This is a genomic window from Micromonospora sp. NPDC049529, assembly GCF_055586685.1.
Genome location: NZ_JBVJHT010000003.1, coordinates 76,054 through 99,999, shown reverse-complemented (window position 1 = coordinate 99,999; position 23,946 = coordinate 76,054). Strand labels below are relative to the sequence as shown.

The window sequence follows — 23,946 nt, the reverse complement described above, 5'->3', positions numbered from 1 at the left end:
CTACCGCCCGGTCGAGCCGACGTCGGCTCCGGGCGGTAGCGCGGACGCGTCCCGCCACCCGCGACACCGTCACGGTGAGACGTTCCGCTTCTGCCCGTGCGGCCAGCGTAGCCTCCGCCGGCCAGGACGGCACGCCCCCACGACCGGGGGCGATGCCGGACCGGGTCAGCTTGCCTGCTTCTCGCGCTTCTCCTTGATCTTCGCCTTCTTGCCGCGAAGCTCACGGAGGTAGTAGAGCTTGGCCCGACGGACGTCACCGCGGGTCACGACCTCGATCCGGTCGAGCGCGGGGCTGTTGACCGGGTAGGTCCGCTCCACACCGACACCGAAGCTGACCTTGCGGACGGAGAAGGTCTCCTGCAGGCCACCGCCCTGACGGCGGATGACCACGCCCTGGAAGATCTGGACCCGGGAACGGTTACCCTCGATGACTCGGGCGTGCACCTTGACGGTGTCACCGGCCCGGAAGGCCGGGGTGTCGGTCCGCTGCGACTGGGCGTCAAGCGCGTCCAGGGTGTTCATCGCTGCATCCTCGTAATGCTCACGGCGCACCGGGCGTCGGCGCGCGGACTGGGTGATACTGATCCCCGCAGGAACCGGGGATCCTCGTGGCCGCCCACGGCGTGGACAACCACGGCAACCTCCCTACTTTGCCATATCGGCGGGCGGCACCTGAAATCCGGCTCCGCGCAGGGTGGCGACGTCACGTTTGTCCAGGTGCTCGGCGGGCAGCGCAGCCAGCAGGTCCGGCCGGCGCCGGGCCGTACGCAACAGGGCCTCGTCGCGCCGCCAGCGGGCGATCCGACCGTGGTCACCGGAGCGCAGGATCTCCGGCACGTCCTGCTCCCGCCAGCTCGGCGGCTTGGTGTACACCGGTGCCTCCAGCAGCCCGTGCGCGTGCGACTCCTCGTCCAGGGAGTTCGCGTTGCCGAGCACGCCGGGCAGCAACCGGGTGATCGCCTCCAGCATCACGATCACCGCCACCTCGCCGCCGAAGAGCACGTAGTCGCCGAGCGAGACCTCGGTCACCGGCATCCGGGTCTCGGCGTACGCCAGCACGCGCTGGTCGATGCCCTCGTACCGGCCGCAGGCGAAGATCAGGTGCGGTTCGGCGGCCAGCTCGTGGGCGTACGCCTGGGTGAAGGGCACCCCGGCCGGGCTCGGCACCAGCAGCCGGGGCGGTGGTGTGCCACCGACCGGAACCAGCGCGTCGAGCGCCTCACCCCACGGCTCCGGCCGCATCACCATGCCCGGACCACCGCCGTACGGGGTGTCGTCGACGGTGCGGTGCACGTCGTGCGTCCAGGTCCGCAGGTCGTGCACGGCCAGGTCGAGTACGCCGCTGGTCCGCGCCTTGCCGATCAGGGAGAGATCGAGCGGCGAGAAGTACTCGGGGAAGATGGAGACCACGTCAACGCGCAAACCACTCACACCTCAGCTAGCGGGGACCGGCCGGTCGGAAGACTCGCGGGACCGGCCGGTCAGAGGTCGAAGAGGCCAGCGGGGGCGTCGACCACGACCCGGCCGGCGGCCAGGTCCACCTCGGGCACGATCGCCTTGACGAACGGCACCAGCGCGACCCCGCCCTCGGGTCGGCGCAGCACCAGCAGGTCGGAGGCGGGCGCGTGGTCGATCCGGGTCACCTCACCGAGCGGCTCACCGGTCGGGCTGACCGCGGCGAGGCCGACCAACTGGTGGTCGTTGAACTCGTCCGGGTCGGTCGGCGGCGGGACGTCCGCGCTGTCCACCCAGAGCAGGGTGCCGCGCAGCACCTCGGCGAGGTCGCGGTCGTAGAAGCCCTCGAAGAGCACCAGCGGATGGCCCTGGTGCCAGCGGACCGTCTCGATGGTGAGCGTCTCGGGCACCCGTACCGGTTCGCCCCCGTCGGTGACCGGGGCGGGAGCGACGGGCGTCCGGGCGGACGCCGCCGGGTCGGCGCGAAACACCGACCCGACGGCGAACCGTGCCTCAGGTTCGTCGGTCCGCACCTCCACGGTGACCTCACCGTGGACACCGTGCGGCCGGCCGATCCGGCCGACGATAAGGAGCATCAGTACGAGTCGACGATGTCGACCCGGACCCCACGACCACCGATCGAGCCGATCACCTGGCGCAGCGCCTTCGCGGTACGCCCGGAGCGGCCGATCACCGTGCCGAGGTCCTCGGGGTGCACCCGCACCTCAAGGCGCTTACCCCGGCGCGAGTCGACCAGCCGGACGCGTACGTCGTCCGGGTGGTCGACGATGCCCTTGACCAGGTGCTCCAGTGCCGGCCGGATAGCCACGTCAGGCCTGCTCGCCGGAGGCGGCACCAGTCTGCTCCTCGGTCTTCGCCGGCTCCTCGGCCGGCGCGGCCGCCTTGGCGGCCTTCTTGGCCGTCTTGGCCGGCGCGTCGGCAACCCCGGCCGCGGCCTTGGCCTCGGCCTCGTAGGCGGCGAGCCGGTCGGCCGGCGCGTCCTTCACCAGCAGCGGCGGCGGGGCCGGCAGGCCCTTGAACTGCTGCCAGTCGCCGGTCTTCTCCAGCAGACGCTGGACCGCCTCGCTCGGCTGCGCGCCGACGGACAGCCAGTACTGGACCCGTTCCGACTTGACCTGGATGATCGAGGGGTGTTCCTTCGGCTGGTAGATGCCGACGAACTCGATCGCACGACCGTCCCGCTTGGTACGCGAGTCGGCGACGACGATGCGGTATTGCGGGTTGCGGATCTTACCCATCCGCAGGAGCCGGATCTTTACGGCCACAGTCTGTTCGCTCCTGTTGCGATTCTCACCAGCCCGGAAGGGCGGTGGGCGGGTGAGCGCCAACGGCACAGTGGGGTTTGGGCCGGAGACAACTCGGTGGACTGGCAACGCGGCCGGGTTAGAGGGCGCCGAACGCGTGCCGGATACCAGCGACCCATTGTGCCAGATCCGGTACGGATATCTCACCTCGGACCCGGCCAACCTGGCCATCCACCCTGATTGTCTGATTCGTCCCACCTCGTACGCCCGGCCCACGACGCCCTCCCCGATCATCCGGGCGAGCCGCCCGTGCCCGGATCCGGCCCCTGGGCGAGTCGGCGCAGCAGGTCCCGGGCCGGGCCGTCGGGCACCCGGCCGAGCGCCGCGCGGGCCCCCCGGGCGTGCTCGTCGACCAGCCGCGCCAGTTCCGCCGGTGCGGCGTCCGGAAGATGCCGGTGCACGGTCAGCGGATCGAGCGCCGCCCCGGTGCGCTCGCCCCTCGCCGTCCGCAGCTCGTCGGCCAGGGCGTGGCTCACCCCGAGGTGCCGCCCGTACTCGGCCAGCGCGTTGACCACCGCCGGGCTCGCCCCGCCGAGCCGCCCACCGAGCCGGCAGGGCAACTCGAAGATGGTGGCCATCCGGGCGGTGAGCAGGTCCACGGATACCGCCCGATCGGTCCCGGCCACCGCCGTCACATCCCGCAGACCCGCCCCATTGCCGTGCTCGGCGCGCAGTTCCCGGGCCCGGCCCTCGCAGCTGGCGGTCAACGCGTCGGCGAACTCCGTCACCACCGCCGCCCCACCCTGCGCGGCCAGCTCGTAGGCGCGGGCGAGCAGGTAGTCGGCGAGCAGTACGGCGAACCGGCTCCCCCAGGGCACCGCACCGGCGGCACCGCCCTGGCGGGCGGCCGGCCCGTCCCCGGTCGGCGCCGCCCTCGGCGACGGCACCCACGCCCCCGCATCGCCGGGCGGTGTGCGACCGGCGCCGGAGGCCGGCCCGCCGGGCGGTGTGCGACCGGCGCTGGGCGGGTGGGGCGGTGAGGGTCCGGCACCGTCCATCGCCAGGCCGGCGAGCAGGCCGAGATCCACCGCCGCCGCCAGCGCGTGGCTGACCGGATTCCGGCGGCCGCCGACGTACCCGGCGGCGAGCAGGAGCACCGCCGGACGCAGGGAGATCGTTTCCGGGTCCCGGTCCACGGTGAGCAGCCGGACGAACATCGGCCAGTCGTCGCGTACGCAGCCGGCGAGCAGCTCGGCCACGGCGGCCAGGTCCCGGCGCAGCGTCCGGCCCAGACCGGGGTCCAGCGGCGGCAACGATTCGAGGATCCGTTCCGCACCGGGCCCGTCGGGGTGCAGCGCCAGCCGCCGGCACAGCTCGAAGATCGGGCGGTCGTCGTCGAAGGTCGACTCCAGCACCCGCCAGGCGAGCAGGTAACGGCGGGCCGCGTGCCGGCCGGTCTCGAAGTAGCCGGCGTGCCGGGCGCCGAGTTCGCGGGCGTACGGGGCCGGGTCGATCGGATCGTCGGCCGACTCCCGCAACGCCATGTCGATCGTGGCGGCGGCCAGGGTGCCGGACTCCAGCGCGAAACTGATCCCCTCACCGGTGAACGGGCTGGCCAGCCCGGCGGCGTCACCGACCAGCAGCAGCCCCGGCACCCCGCACCGGGCCGGGTCGAAGTCGAGCCGCAGCGGTGCCCCGCTCATCCGGCCCACCGGGCGGGCCCGGCGGAACCTCGGGTCGGTCGCGGTCAGCTCGGTCACGAAGCGGTCGTACAGGCTGCGGACACTGTCCCGGTGGGCCGGGTCGAAGAGGCCGACCCCGACGTTCACCACCCCGCCGCCGACCGGGAAGACCCAGCCGTACGAGGGCAGCAGGTGCCGTTCGGTCACGTCGAACAGCGGCAGGTGGATCTCCAGCAGCGGGTCGAGTCCCACCACGCCGGCGAAATAGCCACGGGCGGCGAAACCCGTCTGCTCTCGGGCACCGGACCGCAGCCCCGCCTGCCGGCCCAGCCCGGAGGCCGCCCCGTCGGCGGCGACCACCACCGGGGCACGGACCGCCATCCGCCGCCCCTCCCGCTCGATCTCCACCCCGCGTACCGCGCCGGGCTCGCCGAGCAGGTAGGTCGCGCGGGCGTCGGCCCAGAGGGTCGCACCGGCCCGGACCGCCCGGTGGCAGAGCTTCGCGTCGAGTTCCAGCCGGGGCACCACCATCCCGTACGACAGCGGCCCGTCCCGGTCGTACCGGAAGTCCCGGGTGCCCCGGCCGCGCATCCGGACCCGGACCCCGGCGACCCGCGCCGCCCCGGTCAGCTCCTCCAGCACCCCCATCTCGGCCAGCAGCCGCACCGCCGCCCGGGTCAGCCCGTCCCCGCAGCTCTTCCCCCGGGGGAAGTCCCGCCGGTCCACCAGCAGCACCCGCCGCCCCCGCCGGGCCAGGTGGTACGCGGCCGCCGAACCGGCCGGCCCGGCACCCACCACCACCGCGTCGAGCCCGTCCGGGCCGGTCGCCCCGGCCACCTCAACCGGCCCGGGCGATGGCGTGGTCGGCCAGCCGCCACAGCGACTCCCGGGCCGGGCCGGCGGGGAGCCCGGCGAGGTGCCCACGGGCGCGGGTGGCGAGTTCGCGGGCCTCGCCGAGGACCTGGTCCACCACCCCGGAGCGGAGCACCAGGTTGCGTACCTCGGCCAGTTGGGCGGCACCGGGTTCGAGGACCCGCAGCAGTTCCCGTACCCGGTCGGCGGCCGGGGTGGCACGGGCCAGCAACCGCAGTACGGACAGCGTGTAGACACCCTCCCGGACGTCGCCGAGCGGGTACTTGCCCAGCCGCTCGGCGCTGCCCCACACGTCCAGCGCGTCGTCCGCCATCTGGAACGCGATGCCCAGGTCGTGGCCGTACCGGGACAGGGCGGTGACGATCCGGTCCGGTGCGCCGGCCAGCCGGGCGCCCAACCGGCACGGGAGTTCGAACAGGGTGGCCGTCTTACCGGCGATGATCTCCAGGTACTCGGCCTCGGTCAGGCCGGTGTGGAAGGCGTTCTCCGTCTCCCGGAGCTGACCGGTGCAGAGTTCGACCAGCGCCCGCGCGGTCTCCCGGCCGTAGCCGTCGTCGAACGTGGCGATCAGCGCGCTCGCCCTCGCCACCAGGAACGTGCCGGTGACCAGGGCGGCCGAGTCGCCCCACTCGGCGTTGACGGTCGGCCCGTGCCGGCGGGTGACGGCCCGGTCGAGCACGTCGTCGTGGTAGAGGGTGGCCAGGTGCAGCAGCTCTAGGGCGGCGGCCGCGTCCAGCAGCCGGTCCGGCCGGAACGTGCCGAACTCCCCCGCGACCAGCAGCAACGCCGGCCGGATCCGTTTACCGCCCCGGTCGAGCAGGGTGGTGGCCATGGTCCAGAGGCCGGGGTCGGCCGACGCCACCGCGTCCTTCATCCGCCGGTCCAGGTCGGCCAGCGCGCTCCGGGTACGCGCGCTGGTCAACCAGCGGTCGTCGACCGTCGCCGCGCCGAGCACCGTCATCGCGCCACCCCCGTGGACAGGGGCGCGACCGGGCCGGGGTCGGACGGCCGGGCGGGCGCGTACCGGCGGGGCGGATCCGGGTGTGCGGTCATGGTGGACCTCCTCGACTCAGCCACGCCGGCCCCGCTCGACCGGATCCGGCATGGCGGGCAGCTCGGCGGAACCCGGCGACCGGGGGGCCGGCGGCACGGGTGGCTCCAGGACGGCACGGCAGCGGACCAGGAACGCCTCCACCCCCCGGCCGTCGATCCGGACCGCGACGATGCCCGGCCCGGTCAGCACGGCGGCGGTCGGCAGTGCCGGGGTGGCCGGCGGCACCTGGGCCCGGTCCCGGATGTTGCCGGCGGCGTCGACCGCGACCAGCGACAGCGGGCGCCCACCGGCGTTGAGCAGGGTGACCGTGACCCGCTCGGCCGGACGCGGCAGCCCGAGCACCAGGCCGAGCCCGAGCCGCAGCGCGGTACCGCCGGCCGGCGGGTCCAGCGCCACCAGCGCCCGGCCGCCACCGTCGGGCGTACGCAGGCCGAAGCCCTGCTCGGTCCACTCGGGTGGGAACTGGGTGCCCCGTTCCCGGTCGGCGAAGTCGAGTCCGACCTCGGTCGGCGGCAGCGGGGCCGGCGGGCAGTACGGCTGCGCGGCCAGCAACTCGACGTCGTCGAACCAGACCCGTTCGGCACCGGGGCTCGGGTCCCGCCCGTCGGGGCGGTACGCCTCCAGGAAGACCGTGATCGCGGCGGAGCGGGCGGTGACCCGTACGGTCAGCGGGCTCCACTGCTGCGACGCCGTACCGTCGCTCCAGACGATGGTGTCGGCGGCCGGGTCCTCGCCGCCGGCCGGGTCGACGCCGAGCCGGGCCGTTCCCGGCCGGGCCTGGTCCAGGTCGTACCAGGCGGTGAGCTGGTAGGACCAGTCCGGGTTGGCGCCGATCCGCTGGTACACCCCGACCCGTTCGCGGGCACCGACCTGGAGCCCCTGGGACCGCCGTCCACCGTGTACGACGACGTTGCTGGCGGTGTGCCGGGGCGCGGTGTTCACCACCGTCGGCGCCTGCGGGTACGGCTCCCAGCCGATCGCCACCGCACCGGTGCCGCGCTGGGCGAAGCCGTCCTCGAAGCGCCGGTTGACCACGTCGACCGCCCGGATCACCACCTCGTCGCCGCCCACCCCACCGTCGTCGTCGGCGACGGTGCAGCGGGCCAGGAACGTGCCCCGGTCCGGGTACCGGTGGGCGGCGACCGCGCTCCCCCGGCTCGCCGGAGGCTGGTGCAGCTCGGTCACCACCGCCGGGATCGGTGCGGAGCAGTCGCCGAACGCCCAGGTGGCGGTGTGGGTGTCGCACCAGCCCGGATCGCTGAACGTGGCGGTCAGGGTGAGCACCGTCCTCGGGTACGTGAACAGGTCCGGTCCGGCGTCCACCGTCGGCGGCACGTTCCGTACGGTGACCAGCCGGCTGTCGGTGGCGATGCCGCCGTTGCGGTCCCGGACCCGCAGCGTGACCTCGTAGATCCCGTTGTCGGACCAGGCGTGCCGCACGGTGCTGGTCCCCTCGCACCGGGGCGGTTTGTTCGTCTCCACCACCGTGCCCGGCTCGGTCGGGGACGCGTCGCCGAAGTTCCAGGTGGTCTCGTGGGTGTCGGTCCAGTCGAGGTCGGTGAAGCGGCCGACGAGCGTGACCAGTTCCCCCTCGTCGACCACCAGGTCGGGGCCGGCGTCGACGCTCGGCGGCACGTTCGCCACGTGCACCAGGGCGAAGCTGTGGCTGGTGGCGCCGCCCGGCTCGGTGCCGGTGACGGAGTGCGTGGCCAGGTAGACGCCGCCCGAGGCGTAGGTGTGGGTGAGGTCGCGGGTGGTCACCGCCGGGCTGCCGTCGCCGGGCCGCCACGCGTACTCGGCGGCCGGGCCGGTGTGGCCGGCGGTCAGGGTGAGCGCGGTGCCGGCGGTGCCGGTGTAGGAGCCGCCGCTGCGGGCGGCGGGCACCGGGGTCCGCGCGCCGGAGCCGACCACCTCCAGGGTGCCGGTGAGGAGCAGCCCGTCGGGCTTGATGGTGATCGGGTTGTGGAAGACCGCCCGGACCCGGCCGATCCGGGTCAGCTCCGGGGGCCATCCGGTGAGGCCCCGGACGGCGCCGGTGACCGGGTCGACGCGGGTCGCGCTGCCGATGCCGGCGGCGATCCCGGTGACCACGGCGGCCACCACCACGATCACGATCCCGACCAGGATGCTGCCCGCTCCCCAGCTCACCACCGCCAGGATGATCGCGACGAGCCAGAACGCGGTGGACTCCTCCGGGTCGACGTCCGGGTCGCCGATCACCCGGGCATCCATCGCCTGCATCCCGTCCGGGTCGAGCGCGCCGTCGGGGTTCCAGCACAGGCCGACCTCGGCCCGGAAGGCGGCGTCGACGTCGACGCAACCGAGGACCGCGTCGACCACGGTCAGCGCCCCGGTCATCCGGATCGCCCCGTCGACCGGTTCGACGTCGAGTTCGCGTACGTCGGCCCGGATCTCGTCCCGCTCGACCCGGCGGGGCAGGTCGGCGTCGGCCCAGCCGTTGCCGGCGCGGGCGGCCTCGATGCCGGCCCGGACGATCGGACCGGCCACCGCGATGGTGAAGTCCCGCCCGCCGGGGACCGGGTGGTCGATCGCGTCGATGTCCGCGCCGTCGGCGGCGTTGACCGCGATGACGAGTGCGTCGGCCCGGACCCGGGTGGTCACGTCGCGCGCCTCGAAGCGCTCCCCGCCGGCCTGCGGCGTCCAGAGCGCCAACTGGCCCCGGGCGGCCAGGTCGGTGTGGACCAGGTCGCCGATCAGCGCGGCGACCTGCTCGGCCGTCGGCACCGGTACGGTACGCGGCCCGAAGCCCTGGACCAGTTCCCGTCCCTGCTCGGCGAGCCGGGTACGCAGGGTGGATTCGAGGAGTCCGAACAGGGTGTCGTTGTTGACCGTGTAGTTGGTGCCCTCCAGCCCCGGTGCCGGCGCGAGCGGACCGGCGGTGATCGTCGCGGTGTCGAACCGCACCGTGTACGCCCCCGGCCGCGCCTCCAGTTCGGCGAGGACCTCCACCCGCGCCTCGACTCCGATCGGACCGGCCAGACCCGGCCCCGCACCTCCCGTGGTGGTGCGGAACACCCGCAGGTAGGTCGGGAGGCTGATCCGTACGTGTCCGGGGTCGGGCCGGCTCACCTCGATCCGGTAGCCGGGTTGGCTCTGGTCGTCGTACAGCTCCAGGTGGGTGTCGACCGGGTAACCGTTGCTCCCGACGGAGAGCACCTGCCCGGAGTCGTCGCGCTCGTGGGGGATCGCCGGCACACCGGCGTGGACCGGGCCGGCCGGTGCGCCGTTCTCGTACGCGAGGTGGATGTACTCGGCGAGGAACTGGTCGAGTTTGCCGGCGATCGGGTCGGCGCCGGTGACGGCCACGTCGACCGCGCCACGGGGCAGCCCGTCGAGCCGGATCCCCACGTCGAGACGGTCCGGCAGCAACCCGATCGGCGCCCGCACCCGTACGGTGGCGGCCAGGTCGAGCAGCCGGGCGGACGGGACCGGCGGGTCGGCGAGGGTCACCTGTACGACCAGCCCGAGCAGGAGCCGGCAGCCGTCGGTCGCGGGCAGCAGTTCGGCGTCGAGCCGGTCCTGCGGGATCTCCAGTTGGCCGCCGGCGGTGGTCCGACCGCCGAGGTCGCGCCCGGCCGGGATCGGCAGGAACGCGGGAATCCCGCCGGTGCCGGCGTCACCGCACGCGGCGGCCCTCCACGCTGCCCGTACCGCCTTGCGCAGGACCGATGGCGTCGCCGCGATCACCACGTCGAAGCCGTGGGTGTCGGCCATGGTGCTCCCTCCGCGCTACAGGTCGGCGATCGGCGGCGTACCCCGGCGCAGCCGGGCGACCACGGCGGTCACCGGCGGTGTCCGCTCGCCGTTGAGCAGCGCGACAAAGGTCCGCTCGGGTGCGAACCGGGGTCGGGCGGCCGAGATCCGCCGGTAGTCGAGCAGCGGCGCCAGCGCCGGGTGCTGGTCACGCAGGCGCCGCAGCGGATCCGGTCCGGGGCCGCCGGGACGCCAGCGCGGCGGTCGGGTGTCCAGCACGGGAGCCGGTGCCACCGCGACGATGCCGAGTTCGGCCAGGAGCCGCCGCACGTCCTCGGTGTCGTCCGGGTCGACCGCCCGACCGGCCAGACCGGCGACCTCCCGTCGCAGGTCGGCGAGGCGGCCGGCGGCGCCGGCGCCCAGCCTCAGCTGGTCGGCGAGGGCCGGTCTGATCTCCGGGTCGATGGTGTAGTCCAGTCGCTCGATGGCGAGCAACGGGTTGGCCGCGGCGGCGCGGCCCAGCCGGGCGTTGGCGTTGACCCGGGCGAGGATGTCGGGCGCTCTCGCCCGCAGGTCTGCCCAGGAGGTGATCCGGTCGGCCACGGGGACCTCCCACCAGGGGAACGACTTGCAGGGAGCCTAGGGCTCTGACCTGCGGTTTTGCGACTTCTGTCAGGAGCACGACACTCTTGGTAGTGCCATTTTGTCCCGACTCGCCGGTCGGCCGGTCGGGGCGGGCTCAGTGCACCGGGGGTCGGTCCCAGCCCGGCGGCAGCGACGCCGGCACGGTCCACCCCGGATCGGGTACGAAGTCACGCCAGGTCCCGTCGAACGGGAACTCACCGGCCTCGATCATCCGTACCACGCGTTGCCCCTCGGCGCGGACCGCCGCCTCGTCCGGCACCCAGTAGGCCTCGGGGTGGGCCAGGCGCTCGACGAACTCCTCCTCGTCCTTCCAGCGCCAGCTCAGGTCCGGCTCGACCACGATGTCGAGGTCCTGGTCGACCACGTCCACTCCGGCCAGTTCACCGTCGTCCCAGCGCACACCGTGCTCTTCGAGGTTGACGTACCAGTGCGTGAACCGGTCGGCGGCGTCCCGGAACAACCAGACCGAGTGGTCGGCACCGGTGGGCAGGAACTTCAGCAGCGGCGGACCGGTCCAGAGACCCGTGGCGAGCCGGTAGGAGTTCGTCAGCCACTCGGTGAACGGCATCGCCCGCATGCCCCGACCGTCGACGGTGACCTCGCTGGCCACCGGGGCGTCGCGGGCGATCCAGACCAGCAGCCCCCGCTCGTCGTCGCTGACCACCCGTGCCGTCCGGGCCCAGCCGATCCGGCCCCGGCGCACGTTCCGGTGCATGATCAGCCGACCGGGGCTGAACCGGGGCACGGATGCCCCGGTCAGCAGGTCGTCGCGGGTACCGGTGGACACCGTCGGCGGGCGGCGGGCGTCAGTAGGAGCGGGCCAGGATGGCGACCAGGTCGGGCTCGTCCTCCGAGTCCGGCACCGAGCCGTCCGCCCGGACCAGGCAGCGTACGGTGACGCCCTGTCCGTTCGCCTCGGCCTCGCCGGCCACCCCGATCGCCGACCACGGCACCCGGGCCCAGCCGGTGGCCGCCGCCTCGATCGCCTCGGCGAGGGTGTTCACCTCGAAGGTGCGCGACTCGCGCAGTTCGAGGGCCTCGTCGTGCAGCGCCTTCTGGTCGGCGTCGAGCGCGGCGAGCACCGCCGCGACCGTGTCGGCCACGGCCACCGGGGTCTTCGACCCGTCCGTACGCCGGACCACGACCGCGTTGCCGGCGGCCAGGTCGCGGGGGCCGACCTCGACCCGTACCGGATAGCCCTTGAGTTCGGCGTCGACGGCCCGGCGGCCGAACGGGGTGTCGACCCGCTCGTCGAGGGCAACGCGGACCCCGGCGTCGCGCAGCGCGTCGCGCAGCTTCGCCGCCGCCTCGCCGACCCCGTCGCCGGCCTTGACCACCATCACGTACGCCTGGATCGGGGCGAGCCGGGGCGGCACCCGCAGCCCGTTGTCGTCACCGTGGGTCATGATCAGGCCACCGAGCATCCGGGTCGAGGTGCCCCAGGAGGTGGTCCAGGCGTGCTGCATGCCGCCGGTCGCCGCCGAGTACGTGATGTCGAACGCCTTGGCGAAGTTCTGCCCCAGTTCGTGACTGGTGCCCAGTTGCAGCGCCTTGCCGTCACCCATCATGCCTTCGAGGGTGTACGTGCTGGTCGCACCGGCGAACCGCTCGCGGGCGGTCTTGCGCCCGACGACCACCGGGATGCCGAGTACGTTGACCATCATGTCCTCGTACACCTCGTGCAGGATGCGGCGGGCGTAGGCCCGCGCGTCCGCCTCGTCGACGTGCGCGGTGTGCCCCTCCTGCCACAGGAACTCGCTGGTCCGCAGGAAGATCCGGGGGCGCAGTTCCCAGCGGACCACGTTCGCCCACTGGTTCAGCAGCAGCGGCAGGTCCCGGTACGAGTCGACCCACTTGGCCATGAACTCGCCGATCACGGTCTCGCTGGTGGGGCGTACGACGATCGGCTCGGCCAGCGGCTTGCCGCCACCGTGGGTGACCACGGCCAGCTCCGGGGAGAAGCCCTCGACGTGCTCGGCCTCGCGCTTGAGGTAGGACTCCGGGATGAAGAGCGGGAAGTAGGCGTTCTCCGCCCCCGCCGCCTTGATCCGGAGGTCCATTTCGGCCTGCATCCGCTCCCAGATGGCGTAGCCCGCTGGTCGGATGACCATCGTCCCGCGTACCGGCCCGTTGTCGGCGAGCTGAGCTTTGGCGATCAGGTCCTGGTACCAGCGGGGGAAATCCTCCGCACGGGGAGTGAGCACGCGTGCCATGACCGCACATCCTATGCGCCCCCCACCACCCCTCCTCCTCCCCCCACCCACCCCCCACCCCACCCAAGCCCGTTGATCATGAAGTTAGCGCAATTTCGATCTTCTCCGGATGCGCTAACTTCATGATCAACGCGTCAGCGGACGACCCGGCCGCGGAGGATGATGCGGTGGGGGGCCAGGAGGACCTGGAGGTCGGTGCGGGGGTCGGTGTTGTAGATAGTCAGGTCGGCTAGGCCGCCTTCGATGAGGCCGGGGAAGCCGAGCCATTGTCTGGCGCCCCAGGAGCCGGCGGCGAGGACGTCCAGGGTGGACATGCCGGCCCGCTCGTGCAGCAGCAGCATCTCCTGGGCGGCGAGTCCGTGTGCTATGCCGCCCCCGGCGTCGGTGCCGACGTAGATCGGCACCCCGGCCTCGTAGGCCGCCCGGACCACCTCGGGAAAACCGTCGCGCAGGGCGAGCATGTGCTTGGCGTAGCCGGGGAAACGCTCGGCGGCCAGCTCGGCGATGCCGCCGAAGGTGTCAATGTTGATCATCGTGGGGACGAGTGCGGTGCCCCGCCGGGCCATCTCGTCGACCAGGTCCACGCTCAGCCCGGTGCCGTGCTCGACCGAGTCCACCCCGGCCCGCACCATGATCTCGACGGCGGACTCGGAGAAGGTGTGCACGGCCGCGCGTACCCCGGCGGCGTGCGCGGCCTCGACGGCGCCGGTCAGGCTGGCCTCGTCCCAGGTCGGCGCCAGGTCCCCGGCGTCCCGGTCGATCCAGTCACCGACCAGCTTCACCCAGCCGTTGCCGGCGCGGGCCTGCTCGGCCACGGCCGCCCGCAACGCGGTCGCCGGCACCTCGGCCGCGATGTCGCGCAGATACCGCCTCGGTGGCGCGATGTGCCGGCCGGCGCGGGCCAGTCGCGGCAGTCCCGGTTCGTCGTCCAACTCCGGATACGGGTACGGCGAACCGGCGTCGCGGATCGCCAGCACCCCCGCCTCCCGGTCCGGTACGGCGAGCGCGCGGGCCTCGTCCAACCCCGTGATCGGCCGCCCGGTCGGGGCGATGCCGATGTGGCAGTGCGCGTCGACGAGTCCGGGCAGCACGAACCCGCGCTCGGCGACGGTCACCGCCCCGGCCACCGGCTCGTACGTCACCCGGTCGCCGACCAGCCACAGGTCTCGTACCTCGTCGTCGGGGAGCAGCACCCCGCGTACGTGCAGCGCCGGCTCCGGCGCCACGGCCGGGCTCACTTGTTGTCGTCGGGCCGCTTGGTGAGCTTGTTGAAGTCGATTTTCGGCAGCTTGAAGCCGGGCGGCAGGCCCTGCCCGGCACCCGGGTCCAGTCCCGGCGGCAGTTGCGGCATGCCGGGGAAGCCGGCACCGCCACCGGGGAAACCTCCGGCGGGACCGCCGACGCGGGGCCGGTTGCCGCCCTTGGTGCCCTTGCGCTTGTTCTTCGGCGACTTGGTCGCCTTGCGCCGGCCGCCGCCGGGCAGACCCATCATGCCGCCCATCTGCTTCATCATCTTCTGTGCTTCGGTGAAGCGGTTGAGCAGCTGGTTGACGTCCATCACGGTGACCCCGGAGCCGTTGGCGATCCGGAGCCGACGGGAACCGTTGATGATCTTCGGGTTGCTGCGCTCGCCCGGCGTCATGCCCCGGATGATCGCGGTGACCCGGTCGAAGTGGCTGTCGTCGAGGTCGGCCAACTGGTCCTTCATCTGCCCCATGCCGGGCATCATGGCCAGCACGTTGGCGATCGGACCCATCCGCCGTACGGCGATGAGCTGGTCGAGGAAGTCCTCCAGGGTGAACTGCTCGCCGCCCATCAGCTTGGCGGTCATCTTCTCCTTCTGATCGGAGTCGAAGGCCTGCTCGGCCTGCTCGATCAGAGTGAGCATGTCGCCCATGCCGAGGATCCGGCTGGCCATCCGGTCCGGGTGGAAGACGTCGAAGTCCTCCAGCTTCTCCCCGGTGGAGGCGAACAGGATCGGCTGTCCGGTGACCTCGCGTACGGACAGCGCCGCACCGCCTCGGGCGTCACCGTCGAGCTTGGAGAGGACCACACCGGTGATGCCGACGCCGTCGCGGAACGCCTCGGCGGTCCGTACGGCGTCCTGACCCACCATGGCGTCGATCACGAAGATGACCTCGTCCGGGTCGACCGCGTCCCGGATCGAGGCGGCCTGCGCCATCATCTCGGCGTCGATGCCGAGCCGGCCGGCGGTGTCGACGATGACGATGTCGCGGGCGGAGCGCTTGGCGTGTTCGATCGACGCCTTGGCCACCTGCACCGGGTCGCCGACGCCGTTGCCCGGCTCCGGGGCGTAGACCTCGACGCCGGCCCTGCCCCCGAGCACCTGCAACTGGCCGACCGCGTTCGGCCGCTGGAGGTCGGCGGCGACCAGCATCGGCTGGTGCCCCTGGGCCTTGAGCCAGCGGGCGAGCTTGCCGGCGAGCGTGGTCTTACCGGAACCCTGGAGACCGGCGAGCATGATCACGGTCGGCGGGTTCTTGGCGAACTGGAGTCGCCGGCCCTCGCCGCCGAGGACCGCGACCAGCTCCTCGTGCACGATCTTGATGACCTGCTGGGCGGGGTTGAGCGCCTGGGAGACCTCGGCGCCGCGGGCCCGTTCCTTGAGGTTCGCGATGAAGGACTTGACGACGGGCAGCGCGACGTCGGCCTCCAGCAACGCCAGCCGGATCTCCCGGGCGGTGGCGTCGATGTCGGCGTCGGTGAGCCGACCCTTTCCACGGAGCTTGGTGAAGATCCCGGAGAGGCGGTCACTCAAGGTGTCAAACACGGCGCAACATCCCGTTTGTCTAGTTTCCGCGAGCAGGACTCGGACCGGCAGCGACACTTCCGGCCAACGCTAGGGTAGCCGCCCGGCACCCCGGCCGCCGCGTCGCTGCCACCGGCCGCCGATCACCGCCGGGTCGTCTCACGGATCGACCAGCCCGGACTGGTACGCGTACACGACGAGTTGGGCCCGATCGCGGGCGCCGAGCTTCACCATCGCCCGGCTGACATGGGTACGGGCGGTAGCCGGGCTGACCACCAACCGGGTCGCGATCTCGTCGTTGCTCAACCCCTCACCGACCAGCCCGACGATCTCCCGCTCCCGCTCGGTCAGCGTCGCCAACCGCGGATGCGGCTTCAACACCCGCGACGGGCGGGTGGCGAACTCGCGTACCACCCGGCGGGTGACCGAGGGCGACAGCAGGGCCTCCCCGGCGGCGACCAGCCGGACCGCCCGGAGCAGTTCGGCCGGCTTGGTGTCCTTGGTCAGGAAGCCGCTGGCGCCGTGACGCAACGCGTCGAAGACGTACTCGTCCAGCTCGAACGTGGTCAGCACAATCACCCGCGTACCGGACAGGGCCGGGTCCGCGACGATCCGCCGGGTCGCCTCGATCCCGTCGATCCCGGGCATCCGTACGTCCATCAGCACCACGTCCGGTCGCTGCTCGGCGGCGAGCGCCACCGCCCGGAGCCCGTCGGCCGCCTCACCGACCAACCGCAGGTCGGGTTCGCTGCGCACCAGCGTGCACAGCCCGAGCCGGACCAACTCCTGGTCGTCGGCGACCAGCACCCGGATCGGCCGGGCCACCGGGGCGCTCATCGGCGGGGCTCCGCCGGGAGGCGTGCGTACACCCGGAAGCCGCCGCCGGAACGCGGCCCGGTGCTCAGGTCGCCGCCGAGGGCGGTGACCCGCTCGCGCATCCCGGCCAGCCCGTGCCCGGCCCCCGGCCCGGCCGCACCCGGACCCGGCCCGGTCGGCCCGCTGTCGGTCACCTCCACCGTCACCTCCGTCGGGCGGTACTCGACCCGGACCACCGTGGTCGCCGCCCCCGCGTGCCGCAGCACATTGGTCAACGACTCCTGCACCACCCGGTACGCGGCCAGGTCGACCGCGGCCGGCAACTCCCGCGCGGCGCCGCTCACCTCGACCGTGACCGGCAACCCGGCCGCCGCCGAACGGGCCCGCAGTTCCTCCACCCGCCCCAGTCCGGGCACCGGGGTACGGTCCCCGTCGATACGCACCACCGCGAGCGTGACCCGCAGCTCGTCCAGGGCCTCCTTGCTGGTCCGGCTGATCGCGGCCAGCGCGGTTTCCGCCTGCTCCGGCTGCCGGGGCAGCAGGTGCAGCGCGATCTCCGCCTGGAGGTTGATCGCGGCGAGTCCGTGTCCGACCACGTCGTGCACCTCCTGGGCGATCCGCAGCCGCTCGTCGTCGGCCAGTCGCCGGGCCTGCTCGGTCCGGACCCGGGCGACCGACTCCCGGTTGATCCGCATCGTCGCGCCCAAGGCGAACGGCACCACCCCCAGGGTGGCCGCCGGCACCAGTCCGAGCAGGCCCGGCGGCGGTCCCAGCGACACGAACACGTGCGTCAGCAGCAGCACCAGCGAGCCGGCGACCAGTGTCGCCGCCCGCCTGATCGGCAGGTACGTCGCCACGGTGTAGACCGCCACCAGGTAGCTGATCAGGATCGGCCCGTACGGGAAACCGAGCACCAGGTAACCGGCGACCACCACGGTCACGATCCCGAGCGTCGACGCCGGCCGGTAACGGCGTGCCACCAGGGCGAACGCGGCCACCCCGACCAGGGCGTACGTCCATCCGCCGACCGCCGTCGTACCGTCCTGGTTGTCCCCGGCGGGGCCGGTGCCGAGCAGGCCGATGCCGAACAGCCCGACCGCCAACGCCAGATCCGGCAGCAGCACCCGGACCAGCTCCGACCGGGACCCCGGACGTCGCGGTACGGCGACATCCGACCTCGGCACTGTCGGGTCCACCGGCTCTGTCGGGTCCATCGGCTCTGTCGGGTCCATCGGATCAGAGGATGTCACGACGACGCAGGTACGCACCGCCGAGCAGGACGAACCCGACCAGATAGACGGCGAGTACGGCAGCCGCCTGCCCACCCGACACCACCAGCTGCACACCCGGCGTCTCGGGGTTCGCGCCGAGCGCGGCCACCAGCGATCCGGCGTTCGGTCCGGGCAAACCCTGCTGGAGGTCGGCGACCCAGCCGATCAGTGGCGCGGCCACCACCGCCAGCAGGTTCTGTACGGCCAACAGCCAGACCAGGCCGAGCCCGACCGGCAGTGCCACCCCGCGCAGCCCGATCGCAAGCAGACCGCCGAAGGCCGCCCAGACACCGGCGATCAGCCAACCGGCGCCGATCCCGGTGCACAGGTCACCCAGCCCCGGCCAGTGGATCGGCTGGTTCTCGGCGGTGGCGATGAGCGCACTGGTCACCGCCCCCACGGCGTACACGGCCAGGACCGTGGCGAGCGTCGCCACGGCCAGGGTGACCAGCTTGCCGGTGTAGACCGCCAGCCGGGACGGGCCCTGGGTGAGCAGGGTCTTCCAGGTGCCCCAGCCGTACTCACCGCCGATGGTCAGCACGCCGAGGATCACCATGATCGCGCCGAGGAACACCGGCAGCCCCCCGATCGAGTTCCCGACGAGCCGGTCCGGCAGCAACGCGGCCAGCCCCAGGTCCGCCCGGAAGCCGCCGGTCTCCCCGGCGTAGCCCGCGTACGGAACCAGGTAGGTGAAGAGCAGGCTCAGCACCAGCGTGATGGCGAGCAGCAGCCAGGTGGCGGGCCGGCGGACCAGCTTCACCGTCTCGGCCCGTACCACCCCGGCGACGGCGGCACCGGTCGACATCGCCCGCTCGCCGCCGATCCGCGGGCCCGTCGCGGCCAGTTCAGCGGTTGACATCGGCCAGTTCCCCCCTGCTGAGTTCACCCTTGGTCAGTTCGAAGAAGACCTGTTCCAGGTCGCGCTCGTGCCGGCGCAGCTCGCTGACCGCCACCCCGGCGCCGACCAGCTCCGCGTTCAGCCAGGCGGCCCGCTCCGGATCCACGGTCAGGTCGAGACCGTCGTCGGTGATCCGTACGCGGTCCGCCCCGAGCAGGCTCCGGGCCCGGTCTGCGGCCAGGTCGAGCGGTTCGGCCCGGACCCGCAGCCCGGGCGTACCGAGCAGTTGGGTCACCGTGTTCTCGGCGACCAACCGGCCGTCGGCGATCACCCCGACCCGGTCGCAGAGCTGCTGCACCTCACCGAGCAGGTGACTGGAGAGCAGTACCGTGCAGCCGTCGTCACCGAGTTGCCGGATCAGCGCCCGCATGTCGGCCATGCCGGCCGGGTCGAGCCCGTTGGTCGGCTCGTCCAGGATCAGCAGCCGGGGCTGCTTGAGCAGTGCACCGGCGACACCGAGCCGCTGTTTCATGCCGAGGGAGTAGCCGGCGTACCGGTCACCGGCCCGGTCGGTGAGGTCGACCGTGTCCAGCACCGCGTCGACCCGGCCCAGTGGCAGGCGTGCGTAGCGGGCCAGCACCTTCAGGTTCTCCCGCCCGGACAGGTACGGATAGAACGCCGGTCCCTCGATCATCGCCCCGACCCCGGCGAGCGGATCCCGGCTGCCGGGCGCGCGGCCGAGCAGCCGTACCGTGCCGGCGGTGGGTCGGATGAGCCCCAGCAGCATCCGCAGAGTGGTGGTCTTGCCGGCGCCGTTCGGGCCGAGGAAGCCGTACACCTCGCCGGCCCGGACGCTCAGATCGACCGCGTCCACGACGGTACGACCGCCGTACCGCTTGGTCAGCCCGACCGTGCGGACGAGCTCACCGCCATCGGAAACATTCATGCCCCCACGATGTTCCGCCCCACGCCCCCCGCCATCGCCCCCCAAGCGACACCCCCCGTACGTCAGGGGACGTACGCCCCCACCTCGGCTGGCGCCTGTTGTAGAGAAAAAGGGCCTATCGGGGCGCGAATAACGCCTCTTTCTCTACAGGAAGCGCCAGAGGACCTCAGGGGGTGACGGCGGAGAGGACGGCGGCTTCGACGCGGTCGCGTTCGGTCTCGTCGGAGTAGTCGCCTACCAGGTAGAAGGCGTCCACCACGTCGCCGCCGAGGGTGGAGATTCTGGCGGCGCGGACCAGGGCACCGGCCTCGTCGAGGGCGCTGGTGACCCGGTAGAGCAGGCCACCGGAGTCGGCAGCGCGCAGTTCCAGCACCACGGCGTCGGTGGCCGCCGCCCGGTGCCAGACCACCTTCGGCGCCGCCCCGCCACCCCGGCTGGCCAGCGCACGGCCGCGTACCCGCTGGATCACCGACACGTCGCCGGTGACGGCGCGGCGTAGGTCGGCGGTGAGCGCGATCGGGTCGGGCGGGATGCCGTACCGGGGCTGGACCTGGAACTCGACCAGTCCCCGGTCGGCCACCGTGCTGGCGTCGGCGGAGAGCACTTCGAGCCGGTGCAGGGCCAGGCAACCGGCGACCGCGGCGAGCAGGCCGCGCCGGTCGGCGGCGGCCACCGCCACCCGCGCCCCGTCCAGGTGTACGGCCGGCAGCGGCCCCTCCAGCAGCGCCGGATCCGGGGTCGGCGGGTCGGGCAGCTCGCCGGTGTCGAGCGCGGTGTGCACCCTGCCGACCAGTTCGGCGATCAGCCGGCCCTTCCAGTCCGACCAGGCGGCCGGGCCGGTGGCGTGGGCGTCCGCGCGGGCGAGCCCGTGCAGCAGGCTGAGGGTGTGACTGTCGCCGACCGCCTCGGCGACCTTCGAGATGGTCACCGGGTCGCGCAGGTCCCGGCGAGTCGCCACCTCGGGCAGCAGCAGGTGCAGCCGGACCAGTTTCCCGATCAGGTCGACCTCGGCCGGCGGCAGGCCGATCCGGGCGGCGATCGTCGCGGCGATCGGGGCGCCGACGGTGCTGTGGTCGCCGGGCAGGCCCTTGCCGACGTCGTGCAGGAACGCGGCGAGCAGCAACAGGTCGGGTCGGTCCACCTCGCGGGCGTACGCGGTCGCCTCGGCGGCGGCCTGCACCAGGTGCCGGTCCAGGGTGAACCGGTGCACCGGGTTGTGCTGCGGCAGGCTACGCAGCCGGGGCCATTCGGGCAGCCAGCCGTCGATCAGCCCGTACCGGTCGCAGGTTTCCCAGGTGGTGACCAGGCCGGGGCCGGCGCCGAGCAGGGTGATCAGGGCGGCGCGGGCCGAGGTCGGCCACGGGGTCGGCAGCGGCGGGCAGTAGGCGGCGAGCCACTCGCAGGTGGCGCGGGCGATCGGCAGGCCGGTGCTGGCCGCGGCTGCGGCGACCCGCAGCGACAGGCTGGGATCGGGTCGGGCGCCGATCGCGGTCCGGGCCAGGACGAGTTCGCCGTCGTGTTCGACCACGTCGCGGGCGACCGGGCGGCGCAGCAGCCGACCGTCGGCGCCCCGGTTGTCGGGGCCGCGCAACCGTCCGCTGCGCAGCCGGTCGGCGGCCCGGAACGCGTCGGCGAGGGCGTGGCTGATCGTACGGGCGTCGCCGGCCACCCGGCGCAGCACAGCGTCGCCGTCGTCGAGCCCGAGCAGGGTGGCCACGGCGGCCCGCTCCTGCGCGACCAGGCGGTCGACCCGCCGTCCCCGGGAGACGTGCAGCGCGTCGCGGGTGTCGAGCAGCCGCAGGTGGGCGGCGCGTACGGCGGGTCGCAGGGCGTCGCTGATCCCGGCGTACGCGATGGCGCGCAGCAGGCCCACGTCGCGCAACCCGCCGGCGGCCTCCTTGAGGTCGCCTTCGAGCAGGAAGGCGAGCTCGCCGTGCGCCTTCCAGCGGGCGGCGGTGACCTCGTGCAGCATCGGCAGCTGCCGGACGGCGGTCTGCCGCCACTGGTCCCCGGCGGCGGTGATCAGCCGGTTGCTGAGTGACTCGTCACCGGCGACGTGCCGGGCGTCGAGCAGCCCGAGGGCGACCTTGACGTCGTCGTGCGCCACGGAGAGCGCCTCGGGGATGGTGCGGACCGAGTGATCCAGGCCGAGCCGGGCGTCCCAGATCGGGTACCAGAGCGCGGCGGCGACCTCGTCCATGCCGGGCACGCCGTCGTGCACCAGCACCAGGTCGAGATCGCTGTACGGGGACAGCTGCCGGCGGCCGAGGCCACCGACGGCGACCAGCGCCACCCCGGCTGGTACCGCCGGCATCAGTGTCACCAGCCAGGCGTCGAGCGCCGCCGCACGCTGTTCCCGTGCGGCGGCGCCGATCCCGGCGGTGAGCAGTGGTGTTCCGTCGTCGGTCAGTCCGACTGCCGGCGGTGTTCCCCTGGTCATCGCCATATGCTCAGAGCGCGTCGAGGCCGCGCTCACCGGTCCGGACGCGGACGACATCCTCCACGGCCGTGACCCATACCTTGCCGTCACCGATCTTGCCCGTACGGGCCGCCGTGACCACCGCGTCGACGACCTTCTCGACGTCGATCTCGTCGGTCAGCACCTCGACCCGGATCTTCGGCAGGAACTCCACCGTGTACTCGGCACCCCGGTACACCTCGGTGTGGCCCTTCTGCCGTCCGTAGCCCTGGACCTCGCTGACGGTCAGGCCGGCCACGCCGAGGGCGTGCAGGGCCTCCTTCACCGCGTCCAGCTGGTACGGCTTGATGACCGCGGTCACCAGCTTCATGTCCAACCCCTCCATCACAGGAACGTTAACCGGCGACCTTTTCGCTGACCGGAGCGGCCGGCTCGGCCGCGGTGTTGCCGGGGGTGCCGATCCCGGCCATGGCGAACGCTCCGCCACTGCCGGTGCCGCCACCGGTGGAGAGGTCGTAGCCCGCCTCGGCGTGCTCCGCGATGTCGATGCCGTCGACCTCTGCCTCGGGCTTGACCCGGAAGCCGATGGTCTTCTCGATCACGAAGGCCAGCACCCAGGCGACGGCGAACGACCAGACCGTGACGATAAGGCCGGCGAGTGCCTGACGACCGAGCTGGGTCGCGCCACCACCGTAGAACAGACCGTCGGAGCCGCCGACGACGTCGGTGATCGCGGCGTTGACCGAGTTGGTGGCGAACAGGCCGAGCCAGAGCGACCCGATCCAACCGCCGACGAAGTGCACGCCGACCACGTCGAGCGAGTCGTCGAAGCCGAGCTTGTACTTCAGGCTGACCGCGAGGGCGCAGACGATGCCGGCGACGATGCCGAGCAGCACGGACGCCCAGGGGGCGATGAACCCACAGGCCGGGGTGATCGCGACCAGACCGGCGATGGCACCGGAGGAGGCACCGACCATGGTCGGCTTGCCGTCCTTGATCCACTCGACCACGATCCAGCCCAGGACGGCGGCGGCGGTGGCGAGCTGGGTGTTGATGAAGGCCAGACCGGCGACCGAGTCGACGGTCAGCTCCGAGCCGGCGTTGAAGCCGAACCAGCCGAACCAGAGCAGGCCGGCACCGAGCGCGACCAGCGGGATGTTGTGCGGCTTCATGCCCTCCTTGGGCCAGCCGAGCCGCTTGCCGAGTACCAGGGCCACGGCGAGTGCCGCCGCACCGGCGTTGATGTGCACGGCCGTACCACCGGCGAAGTCGAGCGCGTGGATGTCACCGCCGATGATGCCGCCGCCCCACACCCAGTGGGCGACCGGGAAGTAGACCAGGGTGGCCCAGCCGAAGGCGAAGAGCAGCCAGCCGCCGAACTTGGCCCGGTCGGAGATGGCACCGCTGATCAGCGCGACGGTGATCACCGCGAAGACCATCTGGAAGGCCATGAAGACGTAGAGCGGAACGCCGATGCCGCTGGGGTTCTCCGCAGTAGCGCCCCAGAGGTCGGTCTCGGCGAGGAAGGTCTTGGTACCGAGGTAGGCACCGGGATCGCCCCAGAACCCGTTCACGTCGGTCCCGAAGGCGACGCTGAATCCGTAGAACCACCACAGAATCGAGATGAGCCCGATAGCCGAGAAGCTCATCATCATCATGTTCAGTACGCCCTTGGACCGGTTCAGGCCGCCGTAGAACAGCGCCAGACCGGGTGTCATGAGCAGCACGAGCGCCGTCGAAACCAGCAGCCACGTAGTGTTGGCGCCGTCGATCGTCGGTGCTTCAGGCACGCTGGCCTCCTAAAAGTGAGTTTCCTCCCCTCGAAAGCTCCGATTCGTGCCTGGGCCCTGCCCCGCTGCCCTCGCCGCCCGAGCCGAAACTTCCACCGACCCAGGGGCAGCGCCGCCCGTGCGCCGGTTGGGCGGAAGCTTCCCGGCCGGCTGTTTCACCCAGGGTCCCCACCGCGTTTCCGGGGCGTGACCAGT

The 23,946-nt window shown here is 72.8% G+C and carries 20 protein-coding genes; all 20 read right to left on the bottom strand.

The window, feature by feature from the left end; translation table 11 throughout:
- Positions 1–165: 165 nt before the first annotated feature.
- The 20 genes from rplS to ACZ6QQ_RS05565 all read right to left on the bottom strand — a co-directional run bounded on the left by rplS (position 166) and on the right by ACZ6QQ_RS05565 (position 23,751).
- Positions 166–522, bottom strand: a complete 357-nt coding sequence (rplS, locus tag ACZ6QQ_RS05660) for a 50S ribosomal protein L19 (RefSeq protein WP_465874662.1) — start codon at positions 520–522, stop codon at positions 166–168.
- 123 nt (positions 523–645) lie between these two features.
- Positions 646–1,422, bottom strand: coding sequence for a tRNA (guanosine(37)-N1)-methyltransferase TrmD (gene trmD / locus ACZ6QQ_RS05655; protein WP_465874661.1), 777 nt, complete (start codon positions 1,420–1,422; stop codon positions 646–648).
- A 59-nt stretch (positions 1,423–1,481) separates the two neighbouring features.
- On the bottom strand, positions 1,482–2,051 hold the full coding sequence (gene rimM, locus ACZ6QQ_RS05650) for a ribosome maturation factor RimM (protein WP_465874660.1): 570 nt from the start codon (positions 2,049–2,051) through the stop codon (positions 1,482–1,484).
- On the bottom strand, positions 2,051–2,311 hold the full coding sequence (locus tag ACZ6QQ_RS05645) for an RNA-binding protein (RefSeq protein WP_326560423.1): 261 nt from the start codon (positions 2,309–2,311) through the stop codon (positions 2,051–2,053). The genes rimM and ACZ6QQ_RS05645 overlap by 1 nt, the downstream gene beginning before the upstream one ends.
- Positions 2,286–2,741, bottom strand: coding sequence for a 30S ribosomal protein S16 (gene rpsP, locus ACZ6QQ_RS05640; RefSeq protein ID WP_465874659.1), 456 nt, complete (start codon positions 2,739–2,741; stop codon positions 2,286–2,288). Before rpsP ends, ACZ6QQ_RS05645 begins: the two co-directional genes overlap by 26 nt.
- A gap of 269 nt (positions 2,742–3,010) precedes the next feature.
- Positions 3,011–5,239 carry a geranylgeranyl reductase family protein gene (locus ACZ6QQ_RS05635; RefSeq protein WP_465874658.1) on the bottom strand — a complete coding sequence of 743 codons (2,229 nt, stop codon included), beginning with the start codon at positions 5,237–5,239 and terminating at the stop codon, positions 3,011–3,013.
- Between the two features lies 1 nt (position 5,240).
- A complete protein-coding gene (locus tag ACZ6QQ_RS05630; protein ID WP_465874657.1) occupies positions 5,241–6,236 on the bottom strand; it encodes a polyprenyl synthetase family protein in 996 nt (331 codons plus the stop codon).
- 108 nt (positions 6,237–6,344) lie between these two features.
- Positions 6,345–10,064 (bottom strand): PKD domain-containing protein, encoded by a 3,720-nt coding sequence (locus ACZ6QQ_RS05625; protein ID WP_465874656.1) that lies wholly within the window; start codon positions 10,062–10,064, stop codon positions 6,345–6,347.
- A 15-nt stretch (positions 10,065–10,079) separates the two neighbouring features.
- The gene (locus tag ACZ6QQ_RS05620; RefSeq protein WP_465874655.1) at positions 10,080–10,646 is read right to left on the bottom strand and encodes a hypothetical protein; all 567 of its coding nucleotides are present in this window, start codon (positions 10,644–10,646) and stop codon (positions 10,080–10,082) included.
- A 136-nt stretch (positions 10,647–10,782) separates the two neighbouring features.
- The gene (locus ACZ6QQ_RS05615; protein ID WP_465875024.1) at positions 10,783–11,403 is read right to left on the bottom strand and encodes a ribonuclease FAU-1 family protein; all 621 of its coding nucleotides are present in this window, start codon (positions 11,401–11,403) and stop codon (positions 10,783–10,785) included.
- 91 nt (positions 11,404–11,494) lie between these two features.
- Positions 11,495–12,901: a proline--tRNA ligase gene (gene proS / locus ACZ6QQ_RS05610; RefSeq protein ID WP_465874654.1), complete on the bottom strand. Its 1,407-nt coding sequence runs from the start codon at positions 12,899–12,901 to the stop codon at positions 11,495–11,497.
- A 134-nt stretch (positions 12,902–13,035) separates the two neighbouring features.
- Entirely contained in the window at positions 13,036–14,139 is a 1,104-nt protein-coding gene (locus tag ACZ6QQ_RS05605) for an amidohydrolase family protein (RefSeq protein ID WP_465874653.1), read from the bottom strand.
- On the bottom strand, positions 14,136–15,692 hold the full coding sequence (ffh, locus tag ACZ6QQ_RS05600) for a signal recognition particle protein (RefSeq protein WP_465874652.1): 1,557 nt from the start codon (positions 15,690–15,692) through the stop codon (positions 14,136–14,138). The genes ACZ6QQ_RS05605 and ffh overlap by 4 nt, the downstream gene beginning before the upstream one ends.
- 138 nt (positions 15,693–15,830) lie before the next feature.
- Positions 15,831–16,508 (bottom strand): response regulator, encoded by a 678-nt coding sequence (locus ACZ6QQ_RS05595; protein WP_465874651.1) that lies wholly within the window; start codon positions 16,506–16,508, stop codon positions 15,831–15,833.
- Complete coding sequence (locus ACZ6QQ_RS05590; RefSeq protein WP_465874650.1) at positions 16,505–17,719, bottom strand: sensor histidine kinase; 1,215 nt, start codon at positions 17,717–17,719, stop codon at positions 16,505–16,507. The genes ACZ6QQ_RS05595 and ACZ6QQ_RS05590 overlap by 4 nt, the downstream gene beginning before the upstream one ends.
- Before the next feature lie 4 nt (positions 17,720–17,723).
- Positions 17,724–18,617 carry an ABC transporter permease gene (locus ACZ6QQ_RS05585; RefSeq protein ID WP_465874649.1) on the bottom strand — a complete coding sequence of 298 codons (894 nt, stop codon included), beginning with the start codon at positions 18,615–18,617 and terminating at the stop codon, positions 17,724–17,726.
- On the bottom strand, positions 18,604–19,542 hold the full coding sequence (locus ACZ6QQ_RS05580; protein WP_465874648.1) for an ABC transporter ATP-binding protein: 939 nt from the start codon (positions 19,540–19,542) through the stop codon (positions 18,604–18,606). Before ACZ6QQ_RS05580 ends, ACZ6QQ_RS05585 begins: the two co-directional genes overlap by 14 nt.
- Positions 19,543–19,708: 166 nt before the next feature.
- Positions 19,709–21,982: a [protein-PII] uridylyltransferase gene (locus ACZ6QQ_RS05575; protein WP_465874647.1), complete on the bottom strand. Its 2,274-nt coding sequence runs from the start codon at positions 21,980–21,982 to the stop codon at positions 19,709–19,711.
- A gap of 10 nt (positions 21,983–21,992) precedes the next feature.
- Positions 21,993–22,331 carry a P-II family nitrogen regulator gene (locus tag ACZ6QQ_RS05570; protein ID WP_173041812.1) on the bottom strand — a complete coding sequence of 113 codons (339 nt, stop codon included), beginning with the start codon at positions 22,329–22,331 and terminating at the stop codon, positions 21,993–21,995.
- 25 nt (positions 22,332–22,356) lie between these two features.
- Complete coding sequence (locus ACZ6QQ_RS05565; protein WP_465874646.1) at positions 22,357–23,751, bottom strand: ammonium transporter; 1,395 nt, start codon at positions 23,749–23,751, stop codon at positions 22,357–22,359.
- Positions 23,752–23,946: the final 195 nt, after the last annotated feature.

Bases quoted from the DNA above. Each gene is read 5' to 3' on its own strand.
- ACZ6QQ_RS05625 (WP_465874656.1), bottom strand. From the start codon at position 10,064: ATGGCCGACACCCACGGCTTCGACGTGGTGATCGCGGCGACGCCATCG.
- ACZ6QQ_RS05585 (WP_465874649.1), bottom strand. From the start codon at position 18,617: ATGTCAACCGCTGAACTGGCCGCGACGGGCCCGCGGATCGGCGGCGAG.
- ACZ6QQ_RS05575 (WP_465874647.1), bottom strand. From the start codon at position 21,982: ATGACCAGGGGAACACCGCCGGCAGTCGGACTGACCGACGACGGAACA.
- ACZ6QQ_RS05595 (WP_465874651.1), bottom strand. From the start codon at position 16,508: ATGAGCGCCCCGGTGGCCCGGCCGATCCGGGTGCTGGTCGCCGACGAC.
- ACZ6QQ_RS05615 (WP_465875024.1), bottom strand. From the start codon at position 11,403: ATGCACCGGAACGTGCGCCGGGGCCGGATCGGCTGGGCCCGGACGGCA.
- ACZ6QQ_RS05590 (WP_465874650.1), bottom strand. From the start codon at position 17,719: ATGGACCCGACAGAGCCGATGGACCCGACAGAGCCGGTGGACCCGACA.
- rimM (WP_465874660.1), bottom strand. From the start codon at position 2,051: ATGCTCCTTATCGTCGGCCGGATCGGCCGGCCGCACGGTGTCCACGGT.
- rplS (WP_465874662.1), bottom strand. From the start codon at position 522: ATGAACACCCTGGACGCGCTTGACGCCCAGTCGCAGCGGACCGACACC.
- ACZ6QQ_RS05580 (WP_465874648.1), bottom strand. From the start codon at position 19,542: ATGAATGTTTCCGATGGCGGTGAGCTCGTCCGCACGGTCGGGCTGACC.
- ACZ6QQ_RS05570 (WP_173041812.1), bottom strand. From the start codon at position 22,331: ATGAAGCTGGTGACCGCGGTCATCAAGCCGTACCAGCTGGACGCGGTG.
- ACZ6QQ_RS05630 (WP_465874657.1), bottom strand. From the start codon at position 6,236: ATGACGGTGCTCGGCGCGGCGACGGTCGACGACCGCTGGTTGACCAGC.
- proS (WP_465874654.1), bottom strand. From the start codon at position 12,901: ATGGCACGCGTGCTCACTCCCCGTGCGGAGGATTTCCCCCGCTGGTAC.